The organism is Prevotella sp. P5-92 (genome assembly GCF_002251245.1).
In the GTDB taxonomy this organism is placed as follows: Bacteria; Bacteroidota; Bacteroidia; order Bacteroidales; family Bacteroidaceae; genus Prevotella.
Genome location: NZ_NPJG01000007.1, coordinates 62,211 through 79,061 on the forward strand (window position 1 = coordinate 62,211; position 16,851 = coordinate 79,061).

18 protein-coding genes are annotated in these 16,851 nt (G+C 47.2%); 7 read left to right on the plus strand and 11 right to left on the minus strand.

The features are described from left to right. Window positions 1-3: 3 nt before the first annotated feature. The 5 genes from CIK99_RS00990 to CIK99_RS01010 form a co-directional block, all read right to left on the minus strand. Window positions 4-987 carry a calcium/sodium antiporter gene (locus CIK99_RS00990; protein ID WP_094378853.1) on the minus strand — a complete coding sequence of 328 codons (984 nt, stop codon included), beginning with the start codon at window positions 985-987 and terminating at the stop codon, window positions 4-6. A 5-nt stretch (window positions 988-992) separates the two neighbouring features. Next, the gene (gene purN / locus CIK99_RS00995) at window positions 993-1,565 is read right to left on the minus strand and encodes a phosphoribosylglycinamide formyltransferase (RefSeq protein WP_094378856.1); all 573 of its coding nucleotides are present in this window, start codon (window positions 1,563-1,565) and stop codon (window positions 993-995) included. After that, on the minus strand, window positions 1,558-1,986 hold the full coding sequence (locus tag CIK99_RS01000; RefSeq protein WP_094378858.1) for an RNA-binding S4 domain-containing protein: 429 nt from the start codon (window positions 1,984-1,986) through the stop codon (window positions 1,558-1,560). The genes purN and CIK99_RS01000 overlap by 8 nt, the downstream gene beginning before the upstream one ends. A 77-nt stretch (window positions 1,987-2,063) precedes the next feature. Next, on the minus strand, window positions 2,064-2,633 hold the full coding sequence (gene pth / locus CIK99_RS01005) for an aminoacyl-tRNA hydrolase (RefSeq protein WP_094378860.1): 570 nt from the start codon (window positions 2,631-2,633) through the stop codon (window positions 2,064-2,066). Then, window positions 2,633-3,229: a 50S ribosomal protein L25/general stress protein Ctc gene (locus CIK99_RS01010; protein ID WP_094378862.1), complete on the minus strand. Its 597-nt coding sequence runs from the start codon at window positions 3,227-3,229 to the stop codon at window positions 2,633-2,635. Before CIK99_RS01010 ends, pth begins: the two co-directional genes overlap by 1 nt. 232 nt (window positions 3,230-3,461) lie before the next feature. Between CIK99_RS01010 and nusB the strand changes: the two genes are divergently transcribed. The 6 genes from nusB to CIK99_RS01040 all read left to right on the plus strand — a co-directional run bounded on the left by nusB (window position 3,462) and on the right by CIK99_RS01040 (window position 10,197). Further along, complete coding sequence (gene nusB, locus CIK99_RS01015; protein ID WP_094378864.1) at window positions 3,462-4,418, plus strand: transcription antitermination factor NusB; 957 nt, start codon at window positions 3,462-3,464, stop codon at window positions 4,416-4,418. Between the two features lie 56 nt (window positions 4,419-4,474). Then, a complete protein-coding gene (gene yajC / locus CIK99_RS01020; protein WP_094378866.1) occupies window positions 4,475-4,801 on the plus strand; it encodes a preprotein translocase subunit YajC in 327 nt (108 codons plus the stop codon). An 85-nt stretch (window positions 4,802-4,886) separates the two neighbouring features. After that, window positions 4,887-5,792, plus strand: coding sequence for a CdaR family protein (locus CIK99_RS01025; RefSeq protein WP_254047676.1), 906 nt, complete (start codon window positions 4,887-4,889; stop codon window positions 5,790-5,792). 4 nt (window positions 5,793-5,796) lie between these two features. Then, on the plus strand, window positions 5,797-6,381 hold the full coding sequence (coaE, locus tag CIK99_RS01030) for a dephospho-CoA kinase (protein ID WP_094378870.1): 585 nt from the start codon (window positions 5,797-5,799) through the stop codon (window positions 6,379-6,381). A 16-nt stretch (window positions 6,382-6,397) separates the two neighbouring features. Next, a complete protein-coding gene (locus tag CIK99_RS01035) occupies window positions 6,398-6,841 on the plus strand; it encodes a DUF5606 domain-containing protein (RefSeq protein ID WP_094378872.1) in 444 nt (147 codons plus the stop codon). After that, window positions 6,838-10,197: an AAA domain-containing protein gene (locus tag CIK99_RS01040; protein WP_094378875.1), complete on the plus strand. Its 3,360-nt coding sequence runs from the start codon at window positions 6,838-6,840 to the stop codon at window positions 10,195-10,197. The genes CIK99_RS01035 and CIK99_RS01040 overlap by 4 nt, the downstream gene beginning before the upstream one ends. Window positions 10,198-10,303: 106 nt before the next feature. On the opposite strand, the gene CIK99_RS01045 is transcribed toward CIK99_RS01040, so the two are convergent. Then, window positions 10,304-10,777, minus strand: coding sequence for a cytidine deaminase (locus CIK99_RS01045; protein WP_094378877.1), 474 nt, complete (start codon window positions 10,775-10,777; stop codon window positions 10,304-10,306). Window positions 10,778-10,865: 88 nt separating this feature from the next. Between CIK99_RS01045 and CIK99_RS01050 the strand changes: the two genes are divergently transcribed. Next, window positions 10,866-11,771 (plus strand): glucosaminidase domain-containing protein, encoded by a 906-nt coding sequence (locus tag CIK99_RS01050; protein WP_094378879.1) that lies wholly within the window; start codon window positions 10,866-10,868, stop codon window positions 11,769-11,771. Between the two features lie 34 nt (window positions 11,772-11,805). Here the strand turns inward: CIK99_RS01050 and CIK99_RS01055 are convergent, their stop codons facing one another. The 5 genes from CIK99_RS01055 to CIK99_RS01075 are packed head-to-tail and all read right to left on the minus strand — an operon-like array spanning window position 11,806 to window position 16,790. After that, window positions 11,806-12,516 carry a LytTR family DNA-binding domain-containing protein gene (locus CIK99_RS01055; RefSeq protein WP_094378881.1) on the minus strand — a complete coding sequence of 237 codons (711 nt, stop codon included), beginning with the start codon at window positions 12,514-12,516 and terminating at the stop codon, window positions 11,806-11,808. After that, window positions 12,491-13,543 carry a sensor histidine kinase gene (locus tag CIK99_RS01060; protein ID WP_094378883.1) on the minus strand — a complete coding sequence of 351 codons (1,053 nt, stop codon included), beginning with the start codon at window positions 13,541-13,543 and terminating at the stop codon, window positions 12,491-12,493. The genes CIK99_RS01055 and CIK99_RS01060 overlap by 26 nt, the downstream gene beginning before the upstream one ends. Window positions 13,544-13,560: 17 nt before the next feature. Beyond that, window positions 13,561-14,799 carry an ABC transporter permease gene (locus CIK99_RS01065; RefSeq protein WP_094378885.1) on the minus strand — a complete coding sequence of 413 codons (1,239 nt, stop codon included), beginning with the start codon at window positions 14,797-14,799 and terminating at the stop codon, window positions 13,561-13,563. Window positions 14,800-14,831: 32 nt separating this feature from the next. Continuing rightward, window positions 14,832-15,584 carry an ABC transporter ATP-binding protein gene (locus tag CIK99_RS01070; protein WP_094378887.1) on the minus strand — a complete coding sequence of 251 codons (753 nt, stop codon included), beginning with the start codon at window positions 15,582-15,584 and terminating at the stop codon, window positions 14,832-14,834. 33 nt (window positions 15,585-15,617) lie between these two features. Next, the gene (locus CIK99_RS01075; RefSeq protein ID WP_094378889.1) at window positions 15,618-16,790 is read right to left on the minus strand and encodes an efflux RND transporter periplasmic adaptor subunit; all 1,173 of its coding nucleotides are present in this window, start codon (window positions 16,788-16,790) and stop codon (window positions 15,618-15,620) included. Window positions 16,791-16,851: the final 61 nt, after the last annotated feature.

Here is a 16,851-nt window from a genome sequence, read left to right on the forward strand (position 1 = left end):
TATTTATATGTTGCTAAGAAGATAAGCCATATATGTTGCGAAGCCGAGGGTAAGTATGCCACCTTCCCATCGTTCCACTGTGAGTTTAGTCTTGGAGAAGAGCCACAGCACAAGCATTGAGACAACCATGGTGAGGATGTCGATGATGTTGATGCCGTTGATCTGCATAGGGCAGATGACTGCCGTGGAGCCGAGAATGGCAAGGGTGTTGAACACGTTGCTGCCAATGACGTTGCCAATGGCTATGGCGGAGTTGCCTTTCTTTGCCGCCACCACACTGGTGGCTAACTCGGGAAGCGAGGTGCCTCCGGCCACGATGGTTAGACCTACTATGCTTTCGCTGATGCCGAGCGTCAGTGCCACGTAGGAGGCCGAGCTGACGAAGAGGTTGCTGCCGAAGATGAGCATTGCCAGTCCGCATATGAAGAAGGTGATGTTCTTCATGAGATCAAACAGGCTATTGTCTCTTGACTGTAGCTGACTGTCTTCGTGTTGTGTGGCAGTCTTGGCTTTGTTCTTGCGTGCCATGCGTAGGGTATAGTTCATGAAATACATGAACACGGCGAGGAGCACGATGCCGTCGAGACGGCTGATGCTATTTCCCGATAGTGATATGGCGGGACGGTCTATGCAGAGCACGAGCAACATTATGGCAGCAACGATAGCCCAGACCATATCTTTGTTCACGGTGACGCGTGTCACATTTATGGGTGCTACCATGGCGGTGACGCCAACGATGAGCAGTACATTGAAGATATTGCTGCCGACTACGTTGCCGACAGCCATATCGGGAGTGCCGTTGAGTGCCGACATTAGGCTGACGAAGAACTCTGGTGCCGATGTACCAGCAGCCACGATGGTGAGTCCAATGACTATCTCGGGTATGTTCATCCTTCTTGCGAGTGCCGAGGCACCGGCTGTCAGTCTGTCTGCTCCGTAAAGCACGATAGATATACCTATTATTATATATAATGAGTTGAGTAGCATGGATACTATGATTGTTGGTTAATGACACGTGAGATGATAGTGGGGAAATGTTCTTTCTCCAAGGCATGTACCTTTTCGGCAATGTCGTCAGGGGTATCATCGGGCGAGAGGGCGGTGGTTGCTTGGAAGATAATCTCTCCATCGTCGCACTGTTGGCTGACATAGTGAATGGTAATGCCTGTGACAGTATCGCTGGCTGCTTTTACGGCCTCGTGTACGTGCCTGCCATACATGCCCTTGCCACCATATTTCGGCAATAACGAAGGGTGGATGTTGACGATGCGACGCGGAAAGGCGTTGATGAGCCACGAGGGAACCATCAGCAGAAAGCCAGCGAGGACGATGAAGTCGATGTCGTAACGGCGTAGCAAAGCCATCATGGTGTATTCGTCGTTAAAGTCGGATTTTGTTACCACATGGCATGGGATGCCAAGGAGTTTGGCGCGTGTCACTACAAAAGCATCTGCCTTGTTGCAAACGAGCAGTGCCACCTTTGCTGACAAGTCGGTGAGGAAGTGGCGGGAGATATTCTCGAAGTTGCTCCCGCTGCCAGAGGCAAAGATTGCGATATTAGTCATCGTCGTCCTCCCAATCGTCAAAGTCGAAGCCCTCCATGGCAGGATCGATGAATGCGTCGAGTGAGCGGCGTTCCTTCTTAGTGGGTCTGCCAGTGCCTCGTGCCCTGTCAACAAATCCGCTTATCCGGTTCATCTCGAGCAGTTCATACTGGTCGGGAGTGGTGACATTCTCATAGATCTCAGGCAACAGTTTGGCTCCCACTCTCATCTCGATGGCTTTAAGAACCTTGAAAGAGTAGGTGACGGGAGGTTTTCTTACTGCCACCACCTCGCCCACCTTCACAGGGCGTGATGGCTTGGCATTGACCCCTTGTATGGTGACGCGTCCGTTCTTGCATGCGTCAGCAGCTATGGAACGTGTCTTGAAGATTCGTGCAGCCCAGAGCCACTTGTCTATTCTTGCTTCGTTGTTGTCTGCCATAAAAATATTTTTCAAGTTATGAATGTGCTTTACCCCTATACGGTCAGTTTTCTCTCTTGCTGTCAGAATATGTTGAGCTATTTTTTCTTGTTGAATGCATTCATGGTGAAATCGACACCCGAGAGCACAAAGCTCCTGATAATGTCGCATGCTGTGTCGAACTTTGGTTCGAGAACTTTCATCTCTTCCTCGTTGTATTTCCCCAACACCCATTGTATTTGCATGCCCCTTTCAAACTCGTTGCCAATGCCTACGCGAAGACGGCTGTAGCGGTCGGTGCCCAACACTGACTGGATATGCCCCAGTCCGTTATGTCCTGCATTACTTCCTGAAGCCTTCAGTCGTAGTGTGCCAAGAGGGAGGGCGAGGTCATCGACGATGACGAGTAGTCGCTTTATGTCGATATTTTCCTTGTTCATCCAGTATCGTACGGCATTACCGCTAAGGTTCATATACGTGCTTGGCTTGAGCAGTATAACCTTACGTCCCTTTATGGATGTCTCAGCGACAAAGCCATAGCGCTTGTCGTCGAAAACAATATTGGACGCTTCTGCAAAAGCGTCCAATATCATAAAACCTGTATTGTGACGGGTCATATCGTATTCATCGCCGATATTGCCCAATCCCACAATCAAGAACTTGTCCATTACTGAGCTGCAGCAGCGGCGGCAGAACGAGATGCACGTGTAGCCTTCACAGAGCATACAACAACGTCGGCCGGTGTGGAAAGAGTAAGACCCTCGAAGCTCAGCTCGCCCACCTTGATGCTCTTGCCGAGCTGGAGGTTGGTGACGTCTATGTCGAGGTGCTCAGGGATAGACTTGTAAGGAGCAGTAACGTTGATCTTGCGGATAGAGAGGTTGATACGACCACCGTCGCGAACACCCTGTGCGAGACCATTGAGCCTAACAGGAATACCGATGGTGATAGGCTTCACCTCGTTAACCTCATAGAAGTCAACATGGAGGAGGGCGTCAGTTACCGGGTGGAACTGGAGTTCCTTCATCACTGCTACATGCTGCTCGCCATCGATGTCGAGGTTGACAACATAGATATGAGGAGTGTAAACCACCTTGCGGAGCTCGCTCATTGGGCAAACGAAAGACATTGCCACTGGATGTCCGTTCTCGTCCTTCTTCTCACCGTAGATGTTACATGGGATAAGACCCTGCTTGCGCATCATCTTTGAGGCTTTCTTGCCAAGGTCGTTGCGCTTCTGACCTGATACGTTAATTTCTTTCATTTTAAATGATAATTGTGTTACTCTAAATTAAGTGTTTTTTCTTGTTGCCTAATTCACCATCACACGAAATAAAATCCCGATGTGCTTGAAAAAGCGGTGCAAAGGTACTCATTTTTCTTCATTCTGGCAAGTAAAACATAAAAAAATGCAATATTTCTGCATAATATTTGCTTAATAAGGGAAAAATGCCTAAATTTGCACCACGAAAAAAAGAAAGATACAAAAAAACAGTATGATTAATCGAGAATTGATAAGAGTAAAGATAGTGCAGCTTACTTATGCTTACTATCAGAACGGAAACAACAATATCGACGCTGCTGAGAAGGAGCTGTTGTTTAGCCTTTCGAAGGCTTATGACCTTTATAATTATATGCTGTCGCTTATGGTGGCAGTGACAAAGGAGGCCAAGGAATACTGGAACGTGATGGAGAGAAAAGCCCGTCGAGAGGGCTTTGACCGACCTTCGTCGAAGTTTGCAGACAACCGTTTTGTGCTGCAGCTGGAAAACAATCGTATGCTCAACGAATTCCTGGAAAGCAAGAAAATGTCGTGGGATAACCATGCAGACTTTGTCAAACGCCTGTACGGACGCATTCGCGAGGCTCAGTTCTACAAGGACTATCTCGACAACCGTGAGGACAATTATGAGTGTGACAAGGAAATATGGCGTAAGATATACAAAGCCTTTATCAAAGACAACGACGAGATAGACGAGATGATAGAGGACGAGAGCCTATATTGGAATGACGACAAGGAAATTGTTGACACCTTTGTCATAAAGACCATAAAGCGGTTTGAGGAGAAAAACGGAGCAAAACAGCCACTTTTGCCTGAGTATGATAGTGATGACGATCGCGATTTCGCAAGAAAACTCTTCCGTGCCTCCATTCTCCGTGCCGACGAGTACCAAAGATACATGAATGAAGCGTCGCGCAACTGGGATTTCAGTCGTTTGGCATTCATGGACGTTATACTCATGCAGATTGCTATAGCCGAGATGATGACTTTCCCCAATATCCCCATTAACGTCACCATTAATGAGTTTGTAGAACTTGCCAAGCTCTATAGCACATCTCGTAGCGGAGGATATGTCAACGGCATGCTTGATGCCATAGCACATAACCTTATAGAAAGTGGTCGCATGATAAAAGCTATGCCACAGCAGAGGGATGAAGAGGAGATGCAATGAAGCGTCACACCTATTTTAATATAAAAGAAAACAAAATATAAAATAATTACGGTAATATGACAGTATTGGTTTTGGCCGCACAGGCTGGCGGCGCAAATGGTGGCGGCATGAGCATGCTGCTGATGATGGTGGCCCTCTTTGCCATCATGTGGTTTTTCATGATTCGTCCACAACAAAAAAAACAGAAAGAGATACAGAAGTTCCAAAACTCGCTTGCCGAGGGAATGTCGGTGGTCACTGGAGGTGGCATATATGGCACCGTGAAAAGGGTTGACATAGCCACTGGCATTGTCGATGTGGAAATCGCCAAGGGCGTGACAATACGCGTCGACAAGGGATACGTGTTTAAGGATGCTTCCGCTAACCAACCAGGAGCGAAATAATACGTTGATGAGTATAGGGCACACTATATCCCGAAAGGTCAGGGATTTCCTATTCGCTGCAGTGAATGGGGAATTTCTGATTTTTTTGTTCTTTTTCGCACTCGCAGGTGTCTTTTGGCTCCTCATGTCGCTCAACGAGACATTAGAAAGAGAGATAAAGGTACCAGTGAGACTGGTTAATGTGCCCGATAATGTGGTGCTTATGAGCAACGAGACTGACACGGTGAAGCTGACCTTGCGCGACAAGGGACTGGTGCTCGCAGGATATGTCTATGGTGACGGATTGAAGCCTATTAATCTCAATTTCAAGGCTTATGCCAAAGACTCGGCTGGCTATGTCGCGCTGCCTATGGCAGAGATCAACCGTTTGCTGTATCTTCAGCTCTCAGCATCTACTAAGATCGTACAGACCAAGGGCGACAAGTATGAGATTTACTACAACTACGGACTATCGAAAAAGGTTCCTGTGAAGTGGAAAGGAACTGTAGAACCCGAACACCTCTATTTCATCTCAAACGTGGATTACAGTCCTGACAGCGTCACCGTATATGCCTCGGCTAAGCTCCTTGAGACAATAACCGAAGCCCATACGGAAGATCTCTCAATCAGCAATTTCCGAGATACACTAACTGTTGGAACTCGCATAACCAAGATGAGAGGAGTGAAATTCATTCCAGAGAAAGTAAACGTGAGGTTTATGACTGATGTGCTCACAGAAGAAAGTATACACGACATACCGATCGAGGGTATTAATGTGCCAAACGGTAAAGTGCTTCGCACCTTCCCTGCAAAGGTGAACGTTAGGTTTGTCACTGGTGTTAGCCAATTCAGGAAACTCACAAAAGAAGACTTCAAAGTCGTGGCTGACTATGACGAGATAGCAGACGGTAAAAAAGAGAAATGTACCGTACAGCTGCGTTTAGTCCCACATGGGGTGTCGAGGGCGACGCTCAACGTACAACAAGTGGATTACCTCATAGAAGAAGATTAAGCAGATGACAGATTATCCAAAACAAAAACCTGCCTCGGTGGCAATAACCGGCGGCATAGGAAGCGGGAAAAGCTATGTCTGCAGTAAGCTGAGACTGAGGGGTATTGACATATACGATTGCGATTCACACGCCAAGACCATCATCGCCACCTCAAACAAGATACGACAGAGGCTGACAAAACTAATAGGGAAAGACACGTTCCTTCCTGACGGGAGGATGAACAAGGCATCGGTGGCAAACTTCCTATTAGCTTCGAAAGAGAATAACGATGCCATAAACGCAATTGTGCATCCCGCAGTGGCTGAAGACTTCTTGACGTCAGATGTCAGATGGATGGAGTGCGCAATTCTTTATGAATCAGGATTCGACCGGCTCGTGGAGAAAATAATCGCCGTAGTAGCACCCGAAGAGGTGCGCGAGGAGAGGATTATGCTACGTGACGGAGTCAGCCGTGACAAAGCTCGCGACTGGATAGAGAGGCAGATGCCGCAACAAGAAGTGGCAGAAAGAGCCGACTATACGATAGTCAACGATGGCCTACAAGATGTGGACCATCAAATAAACGAAATATTAAAAGTACTTTTATAAACTTATATAAACAACAATGTTACAGACAATTTTAGCCATTTCCGGTAAGCCCGGACTCTACAAATTGGTTTCAAGAGCCAAGAACAGCTTGATAGTGGAAATACTTGACGAAACACACCGTCGTTTGCCAGCATTCGCTGCTGACAGGATAACGTCACTTGCTGACATAGCGATGTACACCGACGGTGATGATGTGCCACTCGGAAAGGTTCTCGAGAACATGAAGCAGTTGGAAGAATCCAAAGAGGCATCGATAAACTATAAGAAAGCCTCTGGTGACGAACTTCGCGAATATTTCGCTAAGGTATTACCCAATTTCGACCGCGAGCGTGTGCATGTCAGCGACATAAAGAAACTCATTCAGTGGTATAATATTCTCGTGAATAACGGAGTGACCGACTTTGAGAACGAGATGCAGCCTACTCCAGGTGACAACATCGACGATCGTCAGGAGGCGTGAGCGGGAAGTTTGGATATACAGCCGAAGAATATTTCGGCATGATTGGCGATGCCGTCGAGAGGCTTGACACCTCCTCGACGGCATCGTTGCGCTCTTTCTATGCCTCTATAGACAAGGTTGCAAGACTCGCGGTGACACAACGTGTGGCCGACTACGACATCGCCTTTGCCGCAGGTACATTCGCAAAGGCAGACTATTTAACAAAACAACTGTCCATTGACCGTTTCGTATATCGTGACTTCAACGAGGCACGAAATATCATACGTCATATAGATAGATATACAGATGAACTGCAACATCTTTGGGCGCATGATGCAAAGGCAGTGGCAATGTTTGTAAGTGCTATTTACAATGGCGCCGAGATACCCGAAAACCTAATGCGTAGCTTTCCTGTTTCTCCACGGAGACGGGAACAACAGAAACTGCTTGCCACTAAGATGCGTGTCGCTGTCGTTGGAGTAAAAGATGACGTTATTGTCGCAACCTTAGAAACGACGGGCGAAGAGGTGAGCGTGATATGTCGCGAGACACAACGCTACCTGCTGAAATTGGTGAGCGAGGGAAACCAAATGAACCTTGTGTTGCCACGACGGTCAAGACAAAGGGACGATGCACTGGAGGCAGAACACATCATACTTCATCCCGATCTTCTCGTCAATGTCACCACCATTGCTTCTTGCTTCGAAGACTATGCCACCGACGCCCGTATCTTCTATTTTAACAAGATAAAACCATCGCAAAACACAATACACACACTGCTCGGTAATTTCGCCGGTATGATGCTTGATGACACTATACACCATATAGACACCACATATGCAAAGAGTATCTTGCGCTTCTGTCGCGACAACGCACTTGCTGTGGTCCAATGTGCATCAGCTCTCGGTACAGACTTTCATACTCAGGCACAGAAGCAACTAAGACATATCAAGTACGTGATAGACAAGGTGATGCCTGCAGAGGTGAATGGATTCGACTCACGACAGGTGATCCTTGAACCCTCGTTCGTCTGTGAGATGCTCGGCGTTCAAGGACGTATGGATATGCTACAGATAGACTTTCGGGTTCTGGTAGAGCAAAAGGCTGGAAAAGGCGTCTTTGGCTATGGAGACCATCCCGGCGAACCACCAAGACAAAAGACCAAACACTACGTCCAGCTATTGCTCTATATGGCAGTGCTGCATTACAGTTATAATATCCCACAAACCGACATATTCTCATTCCTGCTCTATTCAAGATATGACAAGAGCCTTCTCCAACTTGGTGCAGCACCTGCACTGCTGCAAGACGCCATACGCATACGTAACCAGATAGCGTGGAGCGAGTATTACCTCGCAGATGGCGGTTTCGACATCTACGAATGTCTCTCTTCTTCCAGCATCCAGCCTCATGCTACGGCAAAGAAATTCTATGACACATATATAGCCCCTGCCCTCGACGAGATAACAGATCCTATAAGGAAGGCGTCACCCGAGCTGAAAGCTTATTTCAAGTGTTTCATGACATTTGTTCAGAAGGAGAGCGTACTTTCACGTACCGGCACTGTAACACGCGACGATGACGGATCTGCGCAGCTATGGCTACTGTCTGCTGAGGAAAAGGCGGAAGTAGGTAATATTTTTTATAAACTAATACTTGATGCACATAGCTGTGAGACAAATAGTTATGGGGCGGTGGAATATGTCACACTACGCTTTCCTGAAGACAACAGACAAGACACTTACACCTCTTCGTTCCGCAACGGCGATATGGTCATCTTTTATCCTTATCCAAAGAAAGCCATGCCCGACGCCCGACGCACAATGGTGTTCAGAGCCAATATCATTGACATCTCGCTCGAAGGCATTCGTCTCGGACTGCTCGACCCGCAGACTCATCCAGATGTCTTCCTCAACCGCTACAACTCACTATGGGCTGTGGAATATGGAGCAGGAGAGATATCCTCAGGAGGACTTTATGTGGTTCTTCATTCGCTGCTCTCAACCACAGACAGCCGTTGTCGTCTTCTCCTTTCGCAACGCCGACCCATCATAGATACGTCGGTAAGTCTTATTGGTGATTATGGTGACTTTAACACGCTTGTATTACGAGCTATGCAGGCACGTGACATGTTTCTCGTCATCGGTCCTCCGGGTACGGGCAAGACCTCTTTTGCTATGCTCAACATACTGCGCGAGGAACTACTTTACGAGACATCGTCAGTGTTGTTATTGTCATACACCAACCGTGCAGTAGATGAGATGTGTGGTAAACTTGTTGAACAGGGTATCGACTTCTTGCGGATAGGCAATAAGATGGCTTGTGATCCAGCGTACAGAGAATATATGATCGACGAGAAAGTCTCGTCATGCAGCCGTCTTGACGATATCGTTGAATTGGTGATCAAAGCAAGAGTGGTATGCGCCACGGTGTCAACGCTTAACTCTCATCAGGAACTACTCTCCATGCGCCATTTCTCGCTAGCTATCGTTGATGAAGCGTCACAGATACTTGAACCGCATATCGTTGGTTTGCTGGCGGCATGCTGCACGGAAGATGGCGAGGAATCAATAGGACGTTTCGTGCTTATCGGCGACCATAAGCAGCTACCGGCCGTGGTGCTGCAAAGCAAGGAAGAGACCATCGTTACTAACCCGCTGCTTACCGCACTCGACATACGTGACTGCCGCCACTCCTTGTTCCAAAGGCTGTTACGACGCTATGTCTCGTGTCCCGATGTCACAGCCATGCTTACTCGTCAGGGACGTATGCATCGCGACATAGCAGAATTTCCCAGCAAATGTTTCTACTCTGGACTTCTTCAACCCGTACCACTTAGCCATCAGTTGCGGGAACTACCTTATCCAGATGAAGAGGCAGACCCATGGACAAAGCTATTGCTGAAGAGTAGGGTAGTGTTTGTCAATGCTCCCTTACCAAAGAGTTCACCTTCCGATAAGGTAAATACCGTCGAGGCTGATATCATTGCAGAGATGACGGTTGCCGTATATCATCTTTCACCCGATACCTTCTCGTCGAAGACCACTGTAGGTGTGATTGTACCATATCGCAACCAAATAGCTACAGTGCGAAACGCCATAGACCGTCATGGTATATCTGAGCTCCATGATATCACCATTGATACAGTAGAGCGTTATCAAGGTAGCCAGCGAGATGTCATCATCTATGGCTTTACTGTACAGCATCGCTATCAGCTCGAGTTCCTTACTGCCAACGACTTTGTCGAAGATGGTGTCATCATTGATCCGAAGCTCAATGTGGCCATGACTCGTGCACGTGAGCATCTCGTTCTTGTTGGTCATGCTCCTTTACTCATAAATGATGAAGTGTTTGCAAGGCTAATACAGCAATTGTAAGTTTCGCCACGGAAACGTGGCGGAACTCCCGGAACTGCCGGTTTCTCCGGAATTTCCAGGAATTCCGGTTTTTCTTGATTTTCCAGAAATTCCGGAACTTTTGACATCACATAAAACTCTCAAACGAGAGAGGCATGAGGCAGGTGATACCTTCTATTATATAAGTGTGGGCAGAGCCGTAGAGTAGGATGCGGAGAGGAATACGGTATCGAGTCTCAGTCTCTATCATTGCTTGACGGCACATACCACACGGACTGATAGGCTCGGTGGTGAAACCATTTGAGTCGCGTGCAGCAATGGCGATGGAGGTGACTGCGATGTCAGGGTGGCTGGCACCTGCAGCAAATAAGGCAGAACGCTCGGCACACATGGTGACTCCAAAGGCTGCGTTCTCTTGGTTACAGCCGACAATGATGCTTCCGTCAACAAGTCTCACAGCAGCACCTACATTAAAACGAGAATATGGTGCGTATGACTTGTCGGTTTGCCTCATGGCATGCTCAATAAGTTCACGGTCAGCAACCGATAATTCGCTTATCTGCGCCACCTGAATAGTAGTTGAAATAGTCTTGGTTTCCATAATAATCCTAATTTTCTTGCAAAATTAATAAAAAAGTTCATTATCCTCATATTTTTTCATTATTTTTGCACACAAAAAGTATATCCGAATGAAAAATCATGTTTTACTGCTGTTTCTCATTATCCATTCTGCTGTTTATGGACAGATGAAATGGAACTCAGCATATCAGCAATATATAGACCAATACAAGGATCTCGCCATCGAACAGATGAAGCGCTACGGCATTCCTGCGAGCATCACGTTAGCCCAAGGCGTGTTTGAGTCTGGAGCGGGGAGAAGTGCTTTGGCAAAGAATGGCAATAATCACTTTGGTATAAAGTGTCACGGATGGCAAGGACGCAAGCAATATGCTGACGACGATGCCCGGAACGAGTGTTTCCGGGCATACGAGACGGTGTATGATAGCTTTGAGGACCATTCACGTTTTCTTGCCAACAGTAAGCGTTATAGTCCACTTTTCCGTCTGAAGACAACAGACTATCATGGATGGGCGCGTGGACTGAAGGAATGTGGCTATGCCACCAATCCTCGTTATGCCGACAAACTCATAGACCTCATTGAACTCTATAAGCTCAATAAATACGATCATGCGCGTAGCTACGACCATTTCATGGCTTCAAAGTCGAAAGACAAGGCCATCGTCGGGCAGTTACATCCCATTTACAAGTTCAATGAGAACTACTTCTTAAAGGCTCGTAGTGGAGATACCTTTGTCACGATAGGCAAGGAAGTGGGTATCAGCGGTCATCGACTGGCCAAATATAACGAGCGTAGCTTCAACGACCGTCTTGTTGAGGGCGATATTGTATATCTGAAGAAAAAAGCAAAACGTGCGCCAAAGAACTACAAGGATCGTTTGCACTATGTGCGTGCAGGAGAGTCGATGTACTCCATCTCTCAACTCTATGGCATTCGTCTGAAGTATCTCTATAAACTTAATAATATGAGACCCGATGATAACATTACGGTAGGTGACGGCTTGCGTCTGAGATAATGTTGTACTTTTGGATATGGCGTCTGAGGTAGGATTATGTCAACGTGAAACGTTCGAGAATCTCGTTGATATTGTCCTTGTAGCTATCGGATATAGGTATATATGTATCGCCAAATACGAAGCGCATGCGGTCGATGAGACGCACTTTTGACGTGTGTACAATAAACGACCTATGGGTACGTATGAACTCTGGACGAGGCAAGTAATCCTCAAGCGTTTTCATGTTCATCAGCGACATTATTTTCTCGCCGTTTTCGAGATAAATTCTCACATAGTCTTTCAGACCCTCAATATACAGAATGTCGTCGAAGCTAATCTTTACCAGTTTGTAGTCGCTCTTTACAAACATGAACCGATTTTGTTGGTAGTTGTCAATCTTAGTAATGCGGTTGAACCAGTCGAGTGCTTTTTGTGCCACTTTGATAAAACTCTCGTAGCTTATGGGTTTCAGCAGATAGCCCAGGGCGTCATTCTCATAGCCTTCGAGAGCATATTCGCTGAAGGCGGTGGTGAAGACGATTCGTGTTTCCTTCGGCAGCAGTTTGGCAAATTCCAGTCCGCTGAGTTCAGGCATCTGTATGTCGAGGAATAATACATCGACGGGCGTTTCTCTCAAGGCTTTGATGGCACTGATGGCACTATTGTATCCTCCTGTAAGGTTGAGGAAGGGCGTACGGTTAACGTAGCTTGTCAGTAGTTCTACGGCGAGTGGTTCGTCGTCAATTATTGCACAGTTTAGTGTCATGGATAATTATTGTTGATAAATATTCGTTATTTGTTGTTTCACGTTTCCATTCATATTTGCCGGGGTAGATCAGCTCAAGTCGTCGTTTCACCTGTCGCAGACCTATTCCATGTCCGCTATTGTCAGACTTAGGTTTGGGGTAGTTGCTGTTACGTATGGTACATGCAATATGCTTGTTATCAGCTTCTATATGAATAAGGATAAAGCTGGGCTCTGTGGTACTCACTCCGTGTTTGAATGCGTTTTCCACGAGCGAAATGAATATCATTGGCGCAATATTCGCCTGACTGTTGGGTGCGATGTCAGTTGTGAAGCTCACTCTTACATTCTTTGCCAGTCTGATGCGCATTAGGCTGACATAGTCGTCGAGAAATTTCACCTCGTCAGTGAGGCTGATGAAAGGCCGTTCGTTGTCATAGAGAACATGTCGCAGTATTCGGCTCAGTTCGTCGATAGCTTTTTGCGCTCTCGACGCGTCGATAGCAGTGAGTGCATAGATATTGTTAAGCGTATTGAGCAGGAAGTGAGGGTTGATCTGTGCCCTAAGGTTTTTCAGTTCCGCCACGGTTTTCGCCTGTTCTGCCTCCTTTCGTTCGTCCTCGGCCTTGTGTAGTTGTTTTCCCAAGCAGATGGCTGTTGACATAACTGCAGACATCACGAGGTTTATCACGTCTTTGACAATAAATACCAGCGACGAGGGTCTGTCGTGAGTCTTAGGTGGATTTCCGTGTGCTATGCCGAAGAAGCTCATGCAATGCGTTATCCACAGTTGTATTGCGAAGCTCAGCGTAAGTATGATGGCAACGTTGTACACGAAGAACAACGACCGTTTTCCGCCGAAATAGTATTTTGGCACGAGGACAAAGTAGTTGACGTAAAACACAATAACCAATGTTGTCTGTGCTACGCTGAAGAACAAGTATCGTGTGATATTGAAATCACCTGCTCGTCCTGACATCATCATTGGCGTGAGGAAAATAATCACCCACGCCATGAGATGCAGTGCAAATTCAATTTTCTTATTCATATATCAATGCTTCATTCCTATTCATATCTCAATGCCTCTATAGGATCCAACTGAGCTGCTTTTTTTGCGGGATACCATCCGAAAAAGACACCTGTGAGCGTACATACGGCGAAGCTCATAAGTATCGTCCATCCCTCGATGACGATAGGCCAGTGTGCAGCTGATTTTATCAGATATGACGCTCCGATGCCGAGCATCACTCCTATGATTCCACCTGTGACGCTGAGCATAATGGCTTCAATGAGGAATTGGTTGAGGATGTCAATTCCCCTTGCTCCCACACTCATTCGGAGTCCGATCTCACGTGTACGTTCGGTGACGCTTACATACATGATATTCATGATGCCAATGCCGCCCACCACGAGCGAGATGCCTGCCACGCATCCGAGAAGAATGGTAAGCATGTCTGTGGTGGAAGTCATCATCGACGACAGTTCCTCTTGTGAGCGAATGTTGAAGTCATCCTCGTCAGCGATGGTGGTCTCCGTCGCGTCGCACAGTTTGTGGTTACGTCGCAGTATGGTTGTAATCTGATCCGTTGCTTTCTCGGTCACTCCCTCAGTAATGGCGGAGCACTGTATGCCGCCGAGATATGTCTGTGCGAGAATACGTTTCATTACCGACGTGTATGGAGCCAATACGAGGTCGTCTTGGTCCATGCCCATGGAGTTGTAGCCCTTTTTCTTCAGCACTCCGATCACGCGGAATGGTATGCTGTTGAATCTCACTGTTTTTCCTATAGGGTCTCCTCCGTTGGGGAAAAGGTTATCTACGACGGTCTGTCCGAGTATGCACTCCTTCGCGCTTGCCTTGATATCTGCGTCGGTAAACATATCGCCGTCAGCCACGCTTATCTGACGTATCTCCATGTAGTCTTGGTTGACGCCGTAGATGGTAGAGGGGGCGTTCTCGTTGCCGTATATGAACTGTCCACTTTTGTTCACCACGGGACTGATAGCTTTGATATACGTACACTCGTCCTTGATGCTCTCGTAGTCGTTCATCTTCAGCGTCTCCATCGAGGATGCGTCTTGCCTTACGCCTCCACGCCTGTCAGCTCCCGGTCCAATCATTATCATGTTAGAGCCCATCTCCGCAATGTTTGCCTGTATGCTTTTCTTCGTGCCTTGTCCCACTGCAAGCATAGTGATGACCGAAGCGATGCCGATGATGATACCGAGTGCAGTCAGGAACGAGCGTGTCTTGTTGGCAGCGATGGCTCTTACGGCTATTTTAAATAAATTTGAGTAGTTCATAATTATCTTCCTTGAGTTATGTTCATGCTCTGCTATTCGTCGGTAGATGCGGGTAGTGCAGCAAGTCCCTCTGCAGCAGTGAGTATATTGTTGTTCACCTCGTCGCTAATCACCTTGCCGTCGCGCAGCATGATATTACGGCTCGAGTAGCTGGCGATGTCGGGGTTGTGGGTCACGAAGATGATGGTGCGTCCTTCGGCATGTAGTTTCTGGAAGAGCACAAGAATCTCAAACGATGTACGAGTGTCGAGATTACCTGTAGCCTCGTCAGCGAGGATCACAGCAGGGTTGTTCACCAGTGCACGTGCTATGGCCACACGCTGCATCTGTCCGCCCGACATCTGGTTAGACTTATGATAGAGACGGTCTCCCAGTCCCACTGCCTTCAAGGCTTCAATGGCCCTTTGGTGGCGTTCTTCCGCACTGACACTCGAGTTGTACATCAGTGGCAGTTCCACGTTCTCCACGCTGGTTGTTTTTGCCAGAAGGTTATAGTTTTGGAAGATGAATCCGATTTTCCTGTTTCTCAGTACAGCTCTTTGTGAGCGCGACATAGTCCTTACAGGAACTCCGTCGAGGATATATTCCCCGCTCGAAGGAGTATCGAGACATCCCAATTGGTTGAGTAGGGTTGATTTTCCCGAACCCGACTTACCCATGATGGTGACAAACTCACCCTCGTGTATTTTGAACGATACGCCCCTGAGGGCATGGACAGTCTCCTCTCCCACAATGAAGTCCCGTCTGACGTTCTGCAGTTCTATTACAACTTTCTTTTCTGTCATAATTCACTATGTGTTATGTGAGATGGATGATGTCTATTTCTTCTTTCCCGGAGGGCCAGGAGCGAACGGCGAGCGTTCCTGTGTCTCAGGCATTCCTGCAGGAGCCAAGTTTATCTCTTGTATTCCTGTAATCACAGTCATTCCCTCGTTGATGCCCGAGATAATTTCCGTATTGATGCCATCGGTCATACCAATCTGTACTGCATGAGCCTTGATAGTGTTGTTTTCCATGGTCCATACTTTGTTTTTCCCTTTGATATCCACAATTTTCATCTTGCCAACGGTCCCTTGGGTTGGAGTGAATCTAAGTGCTTTGCTTGGTACGCTCAGTACTCCCTGTCGTTCTGCGGTGAAGATGGTGACGTTAGCCGTAAGACCTGGCTTTAGCTTAAGGTCGTTGTTTGGTGCGCTGATCACCACCTCGTAAGTCACCACATTGTTTGTCGTAGTAGCTTCCTGTCTCACTTGCGTCACCTCTCCCTCAAACTTGTCGTTAGGATATGCATCCACAGTGAACGTCACCCTTTCTCCTTCTCTTACATCGCCGATGTCAGCCTCATCCACATCGGCAATCACACGCATGTCGGTGAGATTTTTGGCAATTGTGAAGAGCTCAGGGGTGTTGAAGCTGGCAGCTACTGTCTGTCCCTCTTCCACTGCCTTCGACAGTACCACTCCATCTATGGGCGATGTGATGGTTGCATATCCGAGGTTTGTCTGTGCCTTTGTTACCGACTCCTTGGAGGTAGCCACTTGCTGTCGAGCTTTTTCGTACGATAGTCGTGCAGTCTCGAAGTCGTCGGTGCTGACGAGCCCCTTAGAGTATAGCGTCTGGTATCTGCGGAAGTTGTCGTTTTCGTATTTGAGAGTGCTCTGTGCGCTTGCCAGATTAGCCTTTGCAGTATTGAGCTCGCTGATGAGGTTAGTCTTGTCGAGCTCAGCTATCACCTGTCCTTTTTTCACCACGCTGTTGTAATCCACAAAGAGCTTGCTGACGATACCCGACACCTGTGTACCCACAGTGACCGATGTCACAGGTTCTATAGTACCAGTAGCGGTAACGCTGTTTTGGATGTTTGTCTTGGTTGCTTTGTCGGTGTTGAACTCAATTTCGCGTTCTTTCTTGTCACCAGAGAGCATCCACCATGCTATGGCTGCAATAGCTATTGCTCCAGCCACGAACCATATTTTGCTAATTTTCTTCATATTGTATTTTTTTAATTTCGTAATTATTTTATAAGTATATATGGAGTTAATTATTCAACTC

Excerpts from the sequence above, each read along its gene's own strand:
- CIK99_RS01075 (WP_094378889.1), bottom strand. The coding sequence starts at position 16,790 with ATGAAGAAAATTAGCAAAATATGGTTCGTGGCTGGAGCAATAGCTATT.
- CIK99_RS01060 (WP_094378883.1), bottom strand. The coding sequence starts at position 13,543 with ATGAATAAGAAAATTGAATTTGCACTGCATCTCATGGCGTGGGTGATT.
- nusB (WP_094378864.1), top strand. The coding sequence starts at position 3,462 with ATGATTAATCGAGAATTGATAAGAGTAAAGATAGTGCAGCTTACTTAT.
- CIK99_RS01000 (WP_094378858.1), bottom strand. The coding sequence starts at position 1,986 with ATGGCAGACAACAACGAAGCAAGAATAGACAAGTGGCTCTGGGCTGCA.
- yajC (WP_094378866.1), top strand. The coding sequence starts at position 4,475 with ATGACAGTATTGGTTTTGGCCGCACAGGCTGGCGGCGCAAATGGTGGC.
- purN (WP_094378856.1), bottom strand. The coding sequence starts at position 1,565 with ATGACTAATATCGCAATCTTTGCCTCTGGCAGCGGGAGCAACTTCGAG.
- CIK99_RS01055 (WP_094378881.1), bottom strand. The coding sequence starts at position 12,516 with ATGACACTAAACTGTGCAATAATTGACGACGAACCACTCGCCGTAGAA.
- CIK99_RS01045 (WP_094378877.1), bottom strand. The coding sequence starts at position 10,777 with ATGGAAACCAAGACTATTTCAACTACTATTCAGGTGGCGCAGATAAGC.
- coaE (WP_094378870.1), top strand. The coding sequence starts at position 5,797 with ATGACAGATTATCCAAAACAAAAACCTGCCTCGGTGGCAATAACCGGC.
- CIK99_RS01050 (WP_094378879.1), top strand. The coding sequence starts at position 10,866 with ATGAAAAATCATGTTTTACTGCTGTTTCTCATTATCCATTCTGCTGTT.
- CIK99_RS01070 (WP_094378887.1), bottom strand. The coding sequence starts at position 15,584 with ATGACAGAAAAGAAAGTTGTAATAGAACTGCAGAACGTCAGACGGGAC.
- CIK99_RS01010 (WP_094378862.1), bottom strand. The coding sequence starts at position 3,229 with ATGAAAGAAATTAACGTATCAGGTCAGAAGCGCAACGACCTTGGCAAG.
- CIK99_RS01035 (WP_094378872.1), top strand. The coding sequence starts at position 6,398 with ATGTTACAGACAATTTTAGCCATTTCCGGTAAGCCCGGACTCTACAAA.
- CIK99_RS00990 (WP_094378853.1), bottom strand. The coding sequence starts at position 987 with ATGCTACTCAACTCATTATATATAATAATAGGTATATCTATCGTGCTT.
- pth (WP_094378860.1), bottom strand. The coding sequence starts at position 2,633 with ATGGACAAGTTCTTGATTGTGGGATTGGGCAATATCGGCGATGAATAC.
- CIK99_RS01065 (WP_094378885.1), bottom strand. The coding sequence starts at position 14,799 with ATGAACTACTCAAATTTATTTAAAATAGCCGTAAGAGCCATCGCTGCC.